19 protein-coding genes are annotated in these 12,375 nt (G+C 60.2%); 6 read left to right on the plus strand and 13 right to left on the minus strand.

Features of this window, described 5'->3' with window-relative positions:
* Window positions 1–12: 12 nt before the first annotated feature.
* From AArcS_RS09460 to AArcS_RS09500, 9 genes are all read right to left on the minus strand, one after another.
* Window positions 13–675 carry a sensor domain-containing protein gene (locus AArcS_RS09460; protein WP_238477177.1) on the minus strand — a complete coding sequence of 221 codons (663 nt, stop codon included), beginning with the start codon at window positions 673–675 and terminating at the stop codon, window positions 13–15.
* 96 nt (window positions 676–771) lie between these two features.
* Window positions 772–1,041, minus strand: coding sequence for a DUF7314 family protein (locus AArcS_RS09465; RefSeq protein WP_238477178.1), 270 nt, complete (start codon window positions 1,039–1,041; stop codon window positions 772–774).
* Window positions 1,034–1,348 (minus strand): DUF7315 family membrane protein, encoded by a 315-nt coding sequence (locus AArcS_RS09470; RefSeq protein ID WP_238477179.1) that lies wholly within the window; start codon window positions 1,346–1,348, stop codon window positions 1,034–1,036. The genes AArcS_RS09465 and AArcS_RS09470 overlap by 8 nt, the downstream gene beginning before the upstream one ends.
* 31 nt (window positions 1,349–1,379) lie before the next feature.
* A complete protein-coding gene (locus AArcS_RS09475; protein WP_238477180.1) occupies window positions 1,380–2,153 on the minus strand; it encodes a cytochrome b family protein in 774 nt (257 codons plus the stop codon).
* Between the two features lie 4 nt (window positions 2,154–2,157).
* The gene (locus AArcS_RS09480; protein ID WP_238477181.1) at window positions 2,158–2,955 is read right to left on the minus strand and encodes a cytochrome b; all 798 of its coding nucleotides are present in this window, start codon (window positions 2,953–2,955) and stop codon (window positions 2,158–2,160) included.
* Window position 2,956: 1 nt separating this feature from the next.
* Complete coding sequence (locus tag AArcS_RS09485) at window positions 2,957–3,820, minus strand: ubiquinol-cytochrome c reductase iron-sulfur subunit (RefSeq protein WP_238477182.1); 864 nt, start codon at window positions 3,818–3,820, stop codon at window positions 2,957–2,959.
* A gap of 3 nt (window positions 3,821–3,823) precedes the next feature.
* The gene (locus AArcS_RS09490) at window positions 3,824–4,219 is read right to left on the minus strand and encodes a DUF7318 family protein (protein WP_238477183.1); all 396 of its coding nucleotides are present in this window, start codon (window positions 4,217–4,219) and stop codon (window positions 3,824–3,826) included.
* A gap of 3 nt (window positions 4,220–4,222) precedes the next feature.
* On the minus strand, window positions 4,223–4,918 hold the full coding sequence (locus AArcS_RS09495) for a plastocyanin/azurin family copper-binding protein (RefSeq protein ID WP_238477184.1): 696 nt from the start codon (window positions 4,916–4,918) through the stop codon (window positions 4,223–4,225).
* Between the two features lie 62 nt (window positions 4,919–4,980).
* Window positions 4,981–5,883, minus strand: a complete 903-nt coding sequence (locus AArcS_RS09500) for a DUF7319 domain-containing protein (RefSeq protein WP_238477185.1) — start codon at window positions 5,881–5,883, stop codon at window positions 4,981–4,983.
* A gap of 90 nt (window positions 5,884–5,973) precedes the next feature.
* On the opposite strand from AArcS_RS09500, the gene AArcS_RS09505 reads away from it, so the two are divergent.
* Window positions 5,974–6,459: a DUF7321 family protein gene (locus AArcS_RS09505; protein WP_375139660.1), complete on the plus strand. Its 486-nt coding sequence runs from the start codon at window positions 5,974–5,976 to the stop codon at window positions 6,457–6,459.
* 7 nt (window positions 6,460–6,466) lie between these two features.
* Here AArcS_RS09505 and AArcS_RS09510 read toward each other — a convergent pair whose 3' ends face one another.
* From AArcS_RS09510 to nth, 3 genes are all read right to left on the minus strand, one after another.
* A complete protein-coding gene (locus AArcS_RS09510; RefSeq protein WP_238477187.1) occupies window positions 6,467–6,712 on the minus strand; it encodes a hypothetical protein in 246 nt (81 codons plus the stop codon).
* A gap of 142 nt (window positions 6,713–6,854) precedes the next feature.
* Complete coding sequence (locus AArcS_RS09515; protein ID WP_238477188.1) at window positions 6,855–7,298, minus strand: hypothetical protein; 444 nt, start codon at window positions 7,296–7,298, stop codon at window positions 6,855–6,857.
* A gap of 57 nt (window positions 7,299–7,355) precedes the next feature.
* Window positions 7,356–8,039 (minus strand): endonuclease III, encoded by a 684-nt coding sequence (gene nth, locus AArcS_RS09520; protein ID WP_238479995.1) that lies wholly within the window; start codon window positions 8,037–8,039, stop codon window positions 7,356–7,358.
* Window positions 8,040–8,165: 126 nt separating this feature from the next.
* On the opposite strand from nth, the gene AArcS_RS09525 reads away from it, so the two are divergent.
* The 3 genes from AArcS_RS09525 to AArcS_RS09535 all read left to right on the plus strand — a co-directional run bounded on the left by AArcS_RS09525 (window position 8,166) and on the right by AArcS_RS09535 (window position 10,977).
* Window positions 8,166–8,567 carry a DUF7522 family protein gene (locus tag AArcS_RS09525; protein WP_238477189.1) on the plus strand — a complete coding sequence of 134 codons (402 nt, stop codon included), beginning with the start codon at window positions 8,166–8,168 and terminating at the stop codon, window positions 8,565–8,567.
* Window positions 8,568–8,761: 194 nt separating this feature from the next.
* On the plus strand, window positions 8,762–9,745 hold the full coding sequence (gene mvaD / locus AArcS_RS09530) for a phosphomevalonate decarboxylase MvaD (RefSeq protein ID WP_238477190.1): 984 nt from the start codon (window positions 8,762–8,764) through the stop codon (window positions 9,743–9,745).
* Window positions 9,746–9,816: 71 nt separating this feature from the next.
* Window positions 9,817–10,977: an NAD(P)/FAD-dependent oxidoreductase gene (locus AArcS_RS09535; RefSeq protein WP_238477191.1), complete on the plus strand. Its 1,161-nt coding sequence runs from the start codon at window positions 9,817–9,819 to the stop codon at window positions 10,975–10,977.
* Here AArcS_RS09535 and AArcS_RS09540 read toward each other — a convergent pair.
* Entirely contained in the window at window positions 10,974–11,318 is a 345-nt protein-coding gene (locus AArcS_RS09540; RefSeq protein WP_238477192.1) for a hypothetical protein, read from the minus strand. The two genes, AArcS_RS09535 and AArcS_RS09540, sit on opposite strands and share 4 nt — an antisense overlap.
* A 95-nt stretch (window positions 11,319–11,413) precedes the next feature.
* On the opposite strand from AArcS_RS09540, the gene AArcS_RS09545 reads away from it, so the two are divergent.
* Together AArcS_RS09545 and AArcS_RS09550 are read left to right on the plus strand one after the other, a co-directional pair.
* Window positions 11,414–11,938, plus strand: coding sequence for a Mov34/MPN/PAD-1 family protein (locus AArcS_RS09545; protein ID WP_238477193.1), 525 nt, complete (start codon window positions 11,414–11,416; stop codon window positions 11,936–11,938).
* Window positions 11,932–12,366: an FAD synthase family protein gene (locus tag AArcS_RS09550; protein ID WP_238477194.1), complete on the plus strand. Its 435-nt coding sequence runs from the start codon at window positions 11,932–11,934 to the stop codon at window positions 12,364–12,366. Before AArcS_RS09545 ends, AArcS_RS09550 begins: the two co-directional genes overlap by 7 nt.
* Window positions 12,367–12,375 lie beyond the last annotated feature (9 nt).

The following is a 12,375-nucleotide window of genomic DNA, read 5'->3' on the forward strand; positions in this document are numbered from 1 at the left end:
TCGTTCCAGTTTTTATAAATGTTCGCCCGATCCGAGCAACGCCTCCGCGATCCGGGCACAGACATACGCGACGGCGTTCGTGACGTGGAGGCAAACAAGTACGAGTAGTCCGCCGATCGGAACCGCAAGTGCTGCCTCGGGAAGGGTTTGGATCGTCCACGCTATCGGCTCGCCGTTGAGGGTACCGAACTCGACCCGATGGGGATAGTGAAGCGGAGCAGTCGCTATCTGGATGGCACTGATCAACGCGACGATCAACACCAGTCCGACGATTCCGGTCCAGAGTTTCATCGTCACGAAGCTCAGTCCCCGCCACGTCGACGGAGCGTCAACGTAGCGAGTCACTATCGCGAGTATACCACTACCAGTGCTGTCGACGTCTTCTGCAGGCCCGAGCGTCGTCGACAACAGCACGTTGGCCAGCCGCCGTTCGAGTTCGGCAAATAACCGGACGAGACCGATCGTCGCTGCCAGCACGACGACGCCGACAACCACAACGGAAAGTACCAGTCCGAACGTGAGACCGAAGCCGACAAACAGATAGTAGATCAGTCCGAGCGGAAACGCCAACAGCAGATACAGTAGATGGCGATACGTCCGGCGGTCGAAGACGATACCAACGGTTCTGGTAAGCCAGCCACTGTCGGAGGGAGTCGGGCTATCGGCGGGGGACATACCGTATACGTGTCACTCGTCAGACATAGGTATTTCCCACAGGATGCCTGAACAGGGCTGTCGATCAACGCGAGTCCGTCAGGAGGAGAAAGCGGTTCAGTTGGCGTTTCGCTCTTCGACTGCCGCGGTCAGCTCTTTGTAGGCCGGGATGACAACCCAGAACGCCAGCGTTCCGAGGATCATAAACCAGAACATTCCGTCCATCAGCATGATACCCATCGCGTCGAACGTGCTCGGATCCGTCGGGGCAGCCTCGGTAAACTGCGGTCCCTCGAAGCTAGAGGTCCGGTACCAGCCCGCGAGGATCATCCACAGCATGGCGGCGCCACTGAACGTCGCCAGCCCCTTGATGAACTCGTCAGCCATTATCTGTACCTTGGTTGGTGTCGTCTTTAGCGTTTCCCATTGCTTCGGGCCGAAAGCGAGTCGAGAATACGTAGACGACACCGCCGAAAGCGATCAGGCCGATACCAAGCAGTGCCGTGATCACGTTGACGTCCTCCGTTTCGGCGGTCGCCTGGTCAGTGGCGCTATCGAGTACCAGAAATCCACCGACAACGAGCCCGATCGCAATGAGCATCGAGAACACCGTTACTACCTTGTAGATCTCCATAGGAACGAAGACATCACGCTGCAGCGACGCGCGGTCGTCCGGCGCGTTCGAGTCGGCCATATTTAGTAGGTAGTCCGGAGCGAGAAAAGGGTTATCTTGGCGGGCGGAGTCGGTAGTACCGACGGTTCAGGTTGTACATATACCCCTCCTGCATCGCCTTCAACACCGAGTAGGTGACCACCCCTGCGACGATAGGCACGATGTGTACCAGGTCGAACAGCAGGGTCGCGGTCATCATCGGGACACGCTCCGCGATGATGTTGTCGATCGCGAGCAGGCTCCAGGTGAACGCGAACATCACGCCGGTCACGCCAAGCCCTGCCCAGAACGGCTCCTCGACGGGACGGCGAGCACTGCCCTTGTTCAGGAACGGAACGAGGAAGATGAGCCCGATGATCGGCGCGTGAACGAGCACGCCGAACGTATCCGACTGCATCAGGCGCTCCCCGCCCAGAATCGCCAGCTCGGGATTGAGCGGGTCGGTCTGAAGCAGACCGAACGACCAGTAGAGATACCAGTCCGGCAGGATGATCGCCGGCGTCGTACTCGGGTCCGCTGGATCGCCGAAGTGGGGTGGCATGGTCGCCGACAGGAAGATGATAATCCCGATAAAGAAACTCGTGATCGCCAGGTTCCGAATGGTCTCGTGCGGCCACGCCGGGAACCCAAGCACGTCACGCTCGACGTAGTCGGACTCCTGTCGGAGATCCTGATCCTCGCGGCGTGCCCGCTCGAAGTACTCGTAGGTCAGCCGGGAGAGCCCCTGCGTACGCTCCTTGCGCTCGCGCCACGTGGGCGTCTCGTCGTCCGGCGGCACGATGCCGGTTCCGCTTCCGTCCGCTCGTGTTTCTTGATCCTCTGACATTGTTTTAGTGTGGCTCCGCGATTCCCTGCATCCAGACGATGGCGACGTGTAGCGCGATCAGCGCCGTAACGACAAATGGCAGGATGAACACGTGCATAATGTACATTCTCATTAAGGTCGGTTGACCCATCTCGAACCCACCGAAGATAAGCAGCGCCGCCCACTCGCCGACGAGCGGCACTGACATCGCCATCTCAACTCCGATCTGTCCGGCCCACAGCGAGAGCTGGTTCCACGGCAGTACGTAGCCACTGAAGCCGAACAGGAGCAACAGGAGGATCAGGATGACGCCGATGATCCAGTTGACTTCGCGGGGCTCCTTGTACGCGCCCGTGAAGTAAACACGCAGCATGTGCAGGAACACTGCAGCAATCATGAACTGCGCTGCCCAGCGGTGGATACTCCGGAGCATGTACCCGAAGTTCAGCTCGGCCATAATGAACAGCATCTGGTTGTACGCAACCGACGCTTCTTCACCCGCAGTCGCGGGGGCGTAGTAGAATCCGAGCAGCGCTCCCGTGATCGCCAGAACAACATACGCGATGATCGATAACGATCCTAACGAGTACAGCGGATACCAGTACCAGAACTTGTTGTCGAGGTTGTATTGTTCGGTGTGGCTCTTTGGCATCTGCATGTTCATCTTGTAGTACTGGTCTTCTAGTAGCTCAAGATAGTCCACGATGCGAAGCCGTTTGTCGAGCCACATCAGGGTGAACAGATACGTTTTCTCGATCAGCGAGAGCTCTTTTTTGTCGAGCCACGCGCCATGATCGAAGTCGTCTTTCTTCTGTAGACTCATGTTAGTTATCACCCGGCAGTACCGAGTCACCCGGTCTTGGTAGCGCAACGTACTGTTGCTCCGTAATGCTGAACGGGTCGTACACCGACTGATGACAGTTACAGTAGATCATGTTCTCGGCGTCGAACTGGCGGGCCTCGCCGAGTACCCGGAACCCGGGGACACAGCAGTAGTGTGTACACTGGTTGAGGTTGGCAATGAACCCTTGATCAGTCGAGCCGTCGAGCCACTCGTTATCCTGCGCTGCTTCCTCAACGTTGGTGCTTCTGATCAGCAGCACCGGTAATCGGTCGGCCGGGGAGAGCTCTTCGGACCGCCAGTTTACGAGTGCGGGCTTGCCGACACCAGCATCTCCGACAACAGTATCGTAGTCCTCGTAATCGGCGAAGTCGTCGATGTGGACGCGGTCGCCACCTTCGACCTCTTCGTTCTGCCAGTCGATCTGACTGGCACCGACATACCGGAAGTAGTTATCCCGGTCCTCTTGCGGGTCGACCGCAGGGCTCGTCTGCGATCCACAGTACTGGAACCACGTCGTCGAGTAGGTGACGCCGCCGATCTCCTGTTCTGCGGTCGCCACGTCGTCCGGCCCTTCGGCTTCCTCGGCTTCGGGCCAGATCCCGCGGACGTATCCTTCGTCGTCGACTTCGAGCGGAACCTGAGGCATCCCACGTGGTGCAGGGCCGCTCACCAGTTCGTTTCCTCTGTACACCGTTGGGCCGCCTCCTTCACCTGTCTCGGACGTCATGGAGTCGACGCTCACCGCGGTGGTGACGCCGATGCCCGAGAGCGCAGCGCTCCCGACAACGCCCTTGACGAAACGGCGGCGACCGGATTCAACCGGATATTTATCACTATCTGGCATGGTCTATCTCTTGTAGTATGGGTAGACTGCTCGTTTGAACTGCTCGACCGCGCCGTCGCCGAGTTCCTGACCGTCGGCGTCTTCCTCGTTGATGTAGAGGTCCTCCCACTTGCGGCGTCGCTTCTTGACGATCATCACGTCCGGTAGGAACTCCTTGCGATAGAGTGCAAGGATGAACGCGAGATCGATGAAGATCAGCGCCAGAATCGTTCCGAGGAACATGTTACCGGGATCAGGATTGGCACCCCGTGCCCATCCTTCGATGAGTCCGTACGTGAAGATACCGACAAAGATGATCTCGATGATCGTCAGCAGGACGATCGCAAGTGCAGCAGCCGTGCTCTCGCGGGGCTGCTCGTAGCGGTGAATGTCGCCGTAGGAACTTCCTGTTGATGACATTTGTTACTCCTTTTTGTTTGGATAGCTCGTGTTTGCCGACTCGCCGTACTTGAGCACGTAGAACGTGAACACGAACGTCACGAAGATTGCGGCGAACGTCGCCGCTCCGATGAAGTGTTTCTGTACGGGGACGCCGATCGCGTGCGGATCGACCTCGGTCGGCCCCTCCGCCGCCGCGTCTCCCGCGTCTTCCGTAACGGTGATGACCGCGTCCATCCCCGCGGCGACGTGGGGATCACAGACATACTCGTAGGTCCCCTCGACTTCGAAGGTGTGTTCGTACTCGAAGCCCGTATCCTCGATCGGGTCGTACCCCTCCCAGCCGCCGTCAGGACCGCTTTCCAGCGCCAGATTGTGCGTATCCGACTCCCAGATAAACTCCACGGTCGTTCCCGGTTCGATCGTCAGATCGTCCGGCTCGAAGACGTTTTCACCATCCGGCCCGACGATTACCGTCTCCGTTGCACCATCGTCGTCTCCGTTGTCGGCCGCACCGTTTTCTTCGCCGTTCTCTTCCTCGCCGTTCTCTTCCTCGCCGTTCTCTTCCTCGCCGTTCTCCTCGTCGTCCTCCTCCTGCAGCGAAGACACGGCGGAGTACGCATCGTGGCCGTCGGCTGCGGCTGTTGTACCCACTGCGCTAACAGCGGCCGCGCCAGCCGACGCGCCGGTGGCCGTCCTCAGAAAGTCCCGCCTGTTCATACACGCAAACTTCAGTATTGGGTTCGCTTAAACCCACCGATGAATCCGCCAAAGCGAGGGGTTTAATCACGGTTTCGGTTCCGTTCTCGAACGGGCCGCAACTGTGTATCGGGATCCTCGACCGGCAAGAACTCCGGCCGTTCACCGTCTTCGAGCCCAATCGAACGAAGCCGGCCCCTGTACTCCTCTGATCGAAATCGGTCGGAAAGTCTCGCGTTGGCCACGGTGACGAACAGAAAGAGCGCGATAACGCCGAACGCCACCCCCGCGACACCAGTGATCAGCGCTGTCCCCTGCCCGCCGCCACCGGTGACTCCGAAGTACAGCGACACACCGATCAGCCCTACAGCAGCGAGCAACTGTGCGCCAGCGACCAGCTGGATCATCAGATTGCCGATCTCGCTGCTCTGTTCGGGCACTTCGTCGGGGTGTGGAAGCAGGAAGTCGCCCTCCGGCGGGACCTGCGGTTCGTACTCCTCCATCGAGCACAGCGCGATACTTGGCTTGACGTCACGCAGAACCGTACCGGTCCCTTCGACAGTGCCATCCGGATAGATCAGTGCGTAATCCTGATCGGAGTACGCAAGCAGGAGCTCGTCGCCATCGCCCGCGTCGACGCGTTCAAGTACGGCAAACACCTCACGCTGTGCGATCCGCGCGAGCAGCTCCTGTTCGATGCGGTCGATCAGCTCCGCGCCCGTGATCCAGGAGTCCGGATCGAACGCTGCCTCCCACTCGTCGACCGACATTTCTGCCATATCGGAGGGACCGAAATCGTCGAAGTCGTACTGGGATTCGATTTCGGCGAGGAGTTCCTCTTCGGTCGGTTCGTCGCCTTCGGGTGCCGCATTGCTGGTGGTGTCCACGTCACTATCGGTCTCGATCTCTTCGGCGCCCGCCGACCCCCCAGTATCGGACCGATCTGGATCCTCCTCGGTGTCGGGAGACGTCGATGAGTCTGCCATTGCTCGTATTTGGGTGGCCCGAGACATACGTTTTCCGCCATCGCTTTCGGACCTTTCGCGCCATTTAACACCGTGTCCTCCTTAGATCGCCTGATGTCGGAGTACGTCGTCGCGACAGTAGTCACGCTGCTCGTGACGCTTAGCTTTCCCCTGTATCTCTACGGTGCGTGGATCATCATCCAGGAGGAAGTTGTCACATGGAACCTCCTGATTCGCCACCTCAAGTACGTCACCGCGGGGTTAGTACTGACGACCGTACCGATGCTCGTCTGGATGGTTCCCAACGCTTTCAATCAGTTCTCCCCGCTGCTGGCCGTCCACATGTTCTTCGGGCTGCAGGCGTACGCACTCTTGCTCGTTGCGCTAACCGGGATCGTCCGGATCTTTCAGGTCAAGCGCCAGCACAACCTCTATCACGACACGAGCGGCGATGTCGATATCGGCGAGTTACACGAAAACATGGGCGCGTGGCGCTGGCGGCTCCGGATCGGCGTCTTCGGCTACGTCGGCTGCTGGATCATCGCGTACCTGATCGGTCTGTTCCGGTTCGTCCTGCGATTTACGTTCCTGTGGTGACGCCCGGTTAGCTGTTGAATGGCGGGTCGTCGCGGTGGGCGTCCGCATTCTCCTGTTGTTTCGCGTCCTGTGCGCGCTCTTCCGAGTCTTCACGTTCCTGTTCCGCTCGTTCCTCTGCCGCGCGCCGACGCGCCTCTTTCTCTTCTTCGGTGAGGTCCTCGTCGGGCTGCTCGTCTTCTGGCGGCTCACCACGATCTTCCTCCCCTGTATTCGTCTCCGTGCGACGGTCATCAGCGATATCGTCGTCAGTCATTGTCTCCCCCGTTCAGTGCTCCCACACCGAGCCGTAAATGGCTTGGGCGGAGCTCGATTGACCGGAGTCGTTCACGCAGGGGGGACGCGGCTCCGGCGACATCTACAGCAACGCGATGCAGAATCGGCTAGGACCGCCATCATCAACACGTGTTCGGGTTCGTACTCGTAAGGAGCACCGGTGGTTCGGTTTCGCTTCTGATCTCCCCAACAACGGAGACCTGATCGGCCTCCGTATCCGGCGTATAGTATTCCGCCCACTCCTGGCCCGCGACGCGCATTCTGACACGATATCGGCCAGGTTCAGTCGGTAAGCTCTCGTCCGAGACGTAGATCCCATCGAGTTGCTGATCCGCAGGAGGATCAACCTCATCGGACATCTCGACGAGGGTCGTCTCGCCTTCGACGATTTCCAGCTCCGCTTCGACCGTCGTTTCGGTGTGATTACTGAGTGTTGCACGGCACAACAGCGTCAGGTCATCATCATCCGTGATCGTGTCCAGACAGCCCGCAGGCGCGATCGAAAGCGAGGTGGTAGCTGCCAGAAGTGAGCGTCGAGTTGACGAGTCAAGACCGTCGGGTGGCATCTATGGTCGAACTGTCACCCTGCTGTCCCATAAAATCCACTCGGAGAGTTGTACCACTCACCACGCCTCGCCGCTGGCGAGGTCCACGTCGCTGTCGCCTTTCTCCGAGGGACAGATATCGGCGAGCACACAGTCGCTACAGTCCGGATTGCGCGCAGTACAGACAGCGCGCCCGTGATCGATCAGGAGATGCGTGTACTGCTGCCAGACGTCCTCGGGGACGACCTCCATCAGATCCGGCTCGATCGCGTCCGGACGTTTTTGCTCGGTCAGCCCGAGCCGTCGCGAGATACGCTGGACGTGCGTGTCGACGACGATGCCCTCGACGACGTCGTGGCCGTGCTGGAGGACGACGTTGGCCGTCTTACGCCCGACGCCGGAGAGTTCGGTGAGTTCGTCCATCGTATCGGGAACGTCACCGTCGTGTTTCTCGATGATGTCCTGTGCCGAGCTTTTGATGTACCCTGCCTTGCTGTTGTAGTAGGTGATCGAGTTCAGGTCCTCGGCGAGTTCCTCTTCGTCGACGGTCGCGTAGTCCTCGGGGCCGTCGTACTTGGCGAAGAGGTGTGCAGTCTCCTTGTTCACGCGCTCGTCAGTACACTGTGCCGAGAGAATGACGGCGATCAGCAGTTCGAGCCGGTTCGAGTACCGAAGCGAGATTGTGCTGTCGGGGTACTCCTCCATGAGGCGGTCGACGACTTCTTCGGCCTGCGCGTCACGCGGTTCGAGCGGCGTTCCCATGCGTTCGGGTTCGAGCGCAGCGGTTTCAGCGGTTCGGTTTCGCGTCCCGACGTCCAGCCAGGACGTCAACGCGGTAACAAACTGGCAACCACGATATTGATCGTCTTCGCCGTTCAACAGTCACGTATGGGAAACCACGACGCCTTCGGGATCAGAGACGAACTGCTGAGCGTCTGCCGGACCGCTGTCGGCGACGAGCTGCGGAGTATCACCTACTTCACACACGACGACGTCGACCAGTTGTATCTTCGATCGGACCTCGATCGGGATGCAGATCTGGAGGGGTTTGCAGAGCACGAACGGCTCGGGTTCAGATCACAGGACGTCTACCAGAACACCGAGCTCGGGGAGTACGAGGCGACGATACGGATGTTCGAGCAGGGCTACCTCACACGAGTCGTCTACGACGGTCACGGCGTCTGGGTGACGACCGACGACATGTCGATCGATCGGTTCGATGAGCTAACCGTCTCGATCCGGAGTGTACTGTCGTCGTACGAGGAAGCTAAAACAGAATCGACTTCATAAATTGTAGTATTAAACTACATTTTTTGAAGTTAGTGTAGACTCGGGCTGTAACATGACATCAGGAGGATGCATGTGGAATCAGGAGGATGCATGTGGAACATGGTCGACCGCGAGCGCGGCCGGTCAAAGATAGATCTCCTGCGGATCGACGCCCAAGCCGAACCTTTATACAGGTATCACGACGCCATGATGGTATGAAAGCCACCGCGAAGGCACACCCCATCCAGGGGATAGTGAAGTACCACGGCATGCGAGACGAGCAGCTACGGATGCCCTATCACGACAGCATCAGCGTCTGCACCGCGCCGAGTCACACTAAAACGACCGTCGAGTTCGACTTCGAGCGCGAGGAAGACACCTACATCGTCGACGGTGAGGAACTGGAGGGCCGCGCGAAAGAGCGCGTCGACGATGTCGTCGACTACGTCCGTAAAACCTCCGACGCACCACACGCCGTCTACGGCGTCAAACTGGAAAGCGAGAACTCCTTCCCGACGAACGTCGGACTGGGATCCTCGGCCTCCGGCTTTGCGGCGGCCGCGATGGCACTCGCAAAGGCGGCCGAACTGGAGTGGTCCCGTCCGGAGATCTCGACGATCGCACGGCGCGGCTCCGCGTCCGCGGCGCGGGCGGTCACCGGCGGGTTCTCTCACCTCTACGACGGTCTCAACGACGAGGACTGTCGATCCGAGCGGATCGAGACCGATCTCGAAGGGGATCTCCGGATCGTAATCGGGCTCGTCCCATCCTACAAGGAGACCGAGCAAGCCCACAAGGAGGCCGCCGACAGCCACATGTTCCAGGCCCGGATGGCCCACATTCACGAACAGATCGCGGAGGCACGCGATGCGTTGCGCGAGGGCGAGTTCGATCGCACCTTCGAACTCGCGGAGCACGATTCACTCTCGCTGGCCGCGACGACGATGACAGGTCCTGCCGGGTGGGTATACTGGCAGCCAGCGACCCTGCGCGTGTTCAACGCCGTCCGGGAGCTGCGCTCCGAGGAGAACATTCCGGCGTACTTCTCGACCGACACAGGTGCGAGCGTCTACGTCAACACGACCGACGAGCACGCCGAACGGGTCAAAGAAACCCTCGAAGACTGTGGTGTTACAGCCGCTATCTGGCAGGTCGGCGGCCCCGCGCGGGTTCTCGACGAGTCCGAAGCGCTGTTCTGACTCTTCCGACCCCGATCGGCGCTGTCCGTGATCGCAGACAGGTTTTACTATCCACAATCGATAGGGCTGGTATGAACGTACTCGTTCTCGGCGGCGGCTACGCTGGCGTTGCCCTCACACAGCGGCTCGAAGACCGGCTGCCACGCGACGTCGACGTTCGCCTGATCGACGATACCGGCGACCATCTGGTCCAGCAGGAGCTCCATCGGGTGATCCGGAAGCCGAAGCTGGCCGACGAAATCACGATCCCACTGGAGGAACTCGTCGACCGTGCGGCAGTCGAAACGGCCACAGTTACCGGCATCGACGTTGACGCGAAGAGGGTTGAACTCGACCGCGGGCGGACGATCGAATACGATTACGCAGCCGTGGCTCTCGGTGCGGAGACTGCCTACTACGACATTCCCGGCCTCGAAGCGAACAGCTATCCCGTTAAGCGAGTACCGGACGCAGAGCGGATCCGGGATCGGTTCCTTGACGTCCTCGACGCCACCGGCGGACGAGTGATCGTCGGTGGGGCAGGCCTTTCCGGGATCCAAGTCGCCGGCGAGCTCGCCGAGCTGGCCCGAGAGGAAAACGAGACCCTGAACGAGGACCCCGAGATCCAGTTACTGGAGATGCGAGAACGGGTCGCGCCCGGGTTCAGCGAGTCCTTTTCGGCCGCGATCGCTCGATCCCTCGACGAACAGGGTGTACAGGTGCGGACGGGCGCGACGGTCGCTCGTGTGAGCGACGACGCTATTACGCTCGCCGACGGGGACACCATCGACTATGACCTGCTCGTCTGGACTGGCGGCCTCCGCGGTCCGGCCGCACTCGACGGAACGCGACCGGAGACAAGGAGTACACTCAAGTTCGGCGATGGGACCTTCGTGCTTGGAGATGCCGCACGGGTCGTCGACGACGACGGGGAGGCCGTCCCGGCGAGCGCGCAGGTAGCCGTCCGCGAGGCAAAACCCGTCGCGGACACCATTGTCCGATCGATCGACCACAGACGGAACGGCGGCGGGCTGTTCGATCCACGCCCCGAGCGGTTCACGTTCGATTCGCCCGGTTGGGTCGTCAGCGTAGGCGACGATGCAGTCGCACAACTCGGCCCGGCAGTCGTCACTGGGCGCGCTGCCGCGGCGGCAAAAGCGACGGTCGGTGCGTCGTATCTGTCGACGATTGGGAGAGTTCGGGATGCGGTCAAGCTAGTCGACAGCGAACTGGGCCCGGAGCCGAAACCCTAGCCGGGCACGCCGTAGGCCCCGAAGCCACCCAGTCCGACCGTCGAAAGGATCACAAGCGTGACGAAGATCGCAATCCAGGCGATCAGCGTAATCAGAATGGCGTCGATCCAGCCGCCGGGATAGCGGCGATTGATAAGCCAGAGGTACGCGACGAACGCTACCAGCCCACCGATGAATGGGACGATGAACTCCACGATACCCCACAGAATACCGCCGATCAACGCCGTGATCAGCGCGTACGAGTAGTCCTCTACGTCGGCGACGACTCTCGCACCGACGTAGATGCCGATACCACCGATCAACAGGCTAACGAGGAACGTAACGAGTGATCCGACGACCATACTGGTAGTTCTATCTCGCACCTGTTAAACATCCGCATATCGAGACCGGCCTGCGTTCCGGAACGTTTAGCATCCACAGACGGTGAGTACCCAGTATGGGCCTGTTCGATTCCCTGTTCCGGTCGAGCGAAGTCCTCGGGATCGCCCGGGAGACGCTCGAGTTCGCCCTGCAAGCGTCAGAACAGACACACCCCGACGAGTACATGGGAATGTTGCGGGGGACGGAAGCGCGGGAGGTCGGCCTCGACCGGGACGGGCTCGTCATCACGGACGTCCTCGTGATCCCCGGCACGGAATCGAACAGCGTTAGTGCGACAGTCAAAACGAACATGATCCCGAACGACAACAAGTCGCTCGGCTCGGTCCACTCCCACCCGAACGGCGCACTCCGGCCAAGCAAAGCTGATCTGGCGACGTTTACTCGTGGCGATGTCCACATCATTATCGGTGCACCGTACGACTGGGGCGACTGGAAGGCCTTTGACTCGGACGGCCAGCCGACCGAGCTAAACGTTCTCGATGTCGACCTGCCCGACGACGAGGAGTTCTTCCACTTCGACCAGCACGATATCGACGCCGAACTGCGTGAGGACGAGTTCGACCGGGGGCGACGATGGTAAAAAGAGTTGTCGCACAGGGTACCTTCGATATCCTCCATCCCGGCCACGTTCACTACCTCCGGGACGCCGCGGCGATGGGCGACGAGCTCGTCGTTATTGTAGCCCGCGGGGAGAACGTCACCCACAAGCAGCCACCAATCCTGCCGAATTCCCAGCGCGTCGCGATGATCGAAGCGCTGGAGCCGGTAGACCGGGCGCTTCTGGGACATCCCGACGATATTTTCACACCGATCGAGGACCTCGATCCGGACGTCATCGCGCTGGGTCACGACCAGCACCACGACAGTGAGGCGATTCAGGCAGAGCTGGAGCGGCGCGGAATCGACTGTGCGGTCGAACGCGCCTCGGCGCGTGAGCCGGACTCAGAGGAAGAGTTGCTCTCGACCGGTCTGATTATCGACCGGATTATCGAGCGGCGTGGGCGATAGAGTGGGTTC

The organism is Natranaeroarchaeum sulfidigenes (genome assembly GCF_017094485.1).
Lineage (GTDB): Archaea > Halobacteriota > Halobacteria > Halobacteriales > Natronoarchaeaceae > Natranaeroarchaeum > Natranaeroarchaeum sulfidigenes.

Bases quoted from the DNA above. Each gene is read 5' to 3' on its own strand.
- AArcS_RS09550 (WP_238477194.1), top strand. From the start codon at position 11,932: ATGGTAAAAAGAGTTGTCGCACAGGGTACCTTCGATATCCTCCATCCC.
- AArcS_RS09545 (WP_238477193.1), top strand. From the start codon at position 11,414: ATGGGCCTGTTCGATTCCCTGTTCCGGTCGAGCGAAGTCCTCGGGATC.
- AArcS_RS09470 (WP_238477179.1), bottom strand. From the start codon at position 1,348: ATGGCCGACTCGAACGCGCCGGACGACCGCGCGTCGCTGCAGCGTGAT.
- AArcS_RS09480 (WP_238477181.1), bottom strand. From the start codon at position 2,955: ATGAGTCTACAGAAGAAAGACGACTTCGATCATGGCGCGTGGCTCGAC.
- AArcS_RS09510 (WP_238477187.1), bottom strand. From the start codon at position 6,712: ATGACTGACGACGATATCGCTGATGACCGTCGCACGGAGACGAATACA.
- AArcS_RS09515 (WP_238477188.1), bottom strand. From the start codon at position 7,298: ATGCCACCCGACGGTCTTGACTCGTCAACTCGACGCTCACTTCTGGCA.
- AArcS_RS09465 (WP_238477178.1), bottom strand. From the start codon at position 1,041: ATGGCTGACGAGTTCATCAAGGGGCTGGCGACGTTCAGTGGCGCCGCC.
- AArcS_RS09535 (WP_238477191.1), top strand. From the start codon at position 9,817: ATGAACGTACTCGTTCTCGGCGGCGGCTACGCTGGCGTTGCCCTCACA.
- AArcS_RS09500 (WP_238477185.1), bottom strand. From the start codon at position 5,883: ATGGCAGACTCATCGACGTCTCCCGACACCGAGGAGGATCCAGATCGG.
- AArcS_RS09540 (WP_238477192.1), bottom strand. From the start codon at position 11,318: ATGGTCGTCGGATCACTCGTTACGTTCCTCGTTAGCCTGTTGATCGGT.
- nth (WP_238479995.1), bottom strand. From the start codon at position 8,039: ATGGGAACGCCGCTCGAACCGCGTGACGCGCAGGCCGAAGAAGTCGTC.
- AArcS_RS09525 (WP_238477189.1), top strand. From the start codon at position 8,166: ATGGGAAACCACGACGCCTTCGGGATCAGAGACGAACTGCTGAGCGTC.
- AArcS_RS09485 (WP_238477182.1), bottom strand. From the start codon at position 3,820: ATGCCAGATAGTGATAAATATCCGGTTGAATCCGGTCGCCGCCGTTTC.
- AArcS_RS09495 (WP_238477184.1), bottom strand. From the start codon at position 4,918: ATGAACAGGCGGGACTTTCTGAGGACGGCCACCGGCGCGTCGGCTGGC.
- AArcS_RS09460 (WP_238477177.1), bottom strand. From the start codon at position 675: ATGTCCCCCGCCGATAGCCCGACTCCCTCCGACAGTGGCTGGCTTACC.
- AArcS_RS09490 (WP_238477183.1), bottom strand. From the start codon at position 4,219: ATGTCATCAACAGGAAGTTCCTACGGCGACATTCACCGCTACGAGCAG.
- AArcS_RS09475 (WP_238477180.1), bottom strand. From the start codon at position 2,153: ATGTCAGAGGATCAAGAAACACGAGCGGACGGAAGCGGAACCGGCATC.
- mvaD (WP_238477190.1), top strand. From the start codon at position 8,762: ATGAAAGCCACCGCGAAGGCACACCCCATCCAGGGGATAGTGAAGTAC.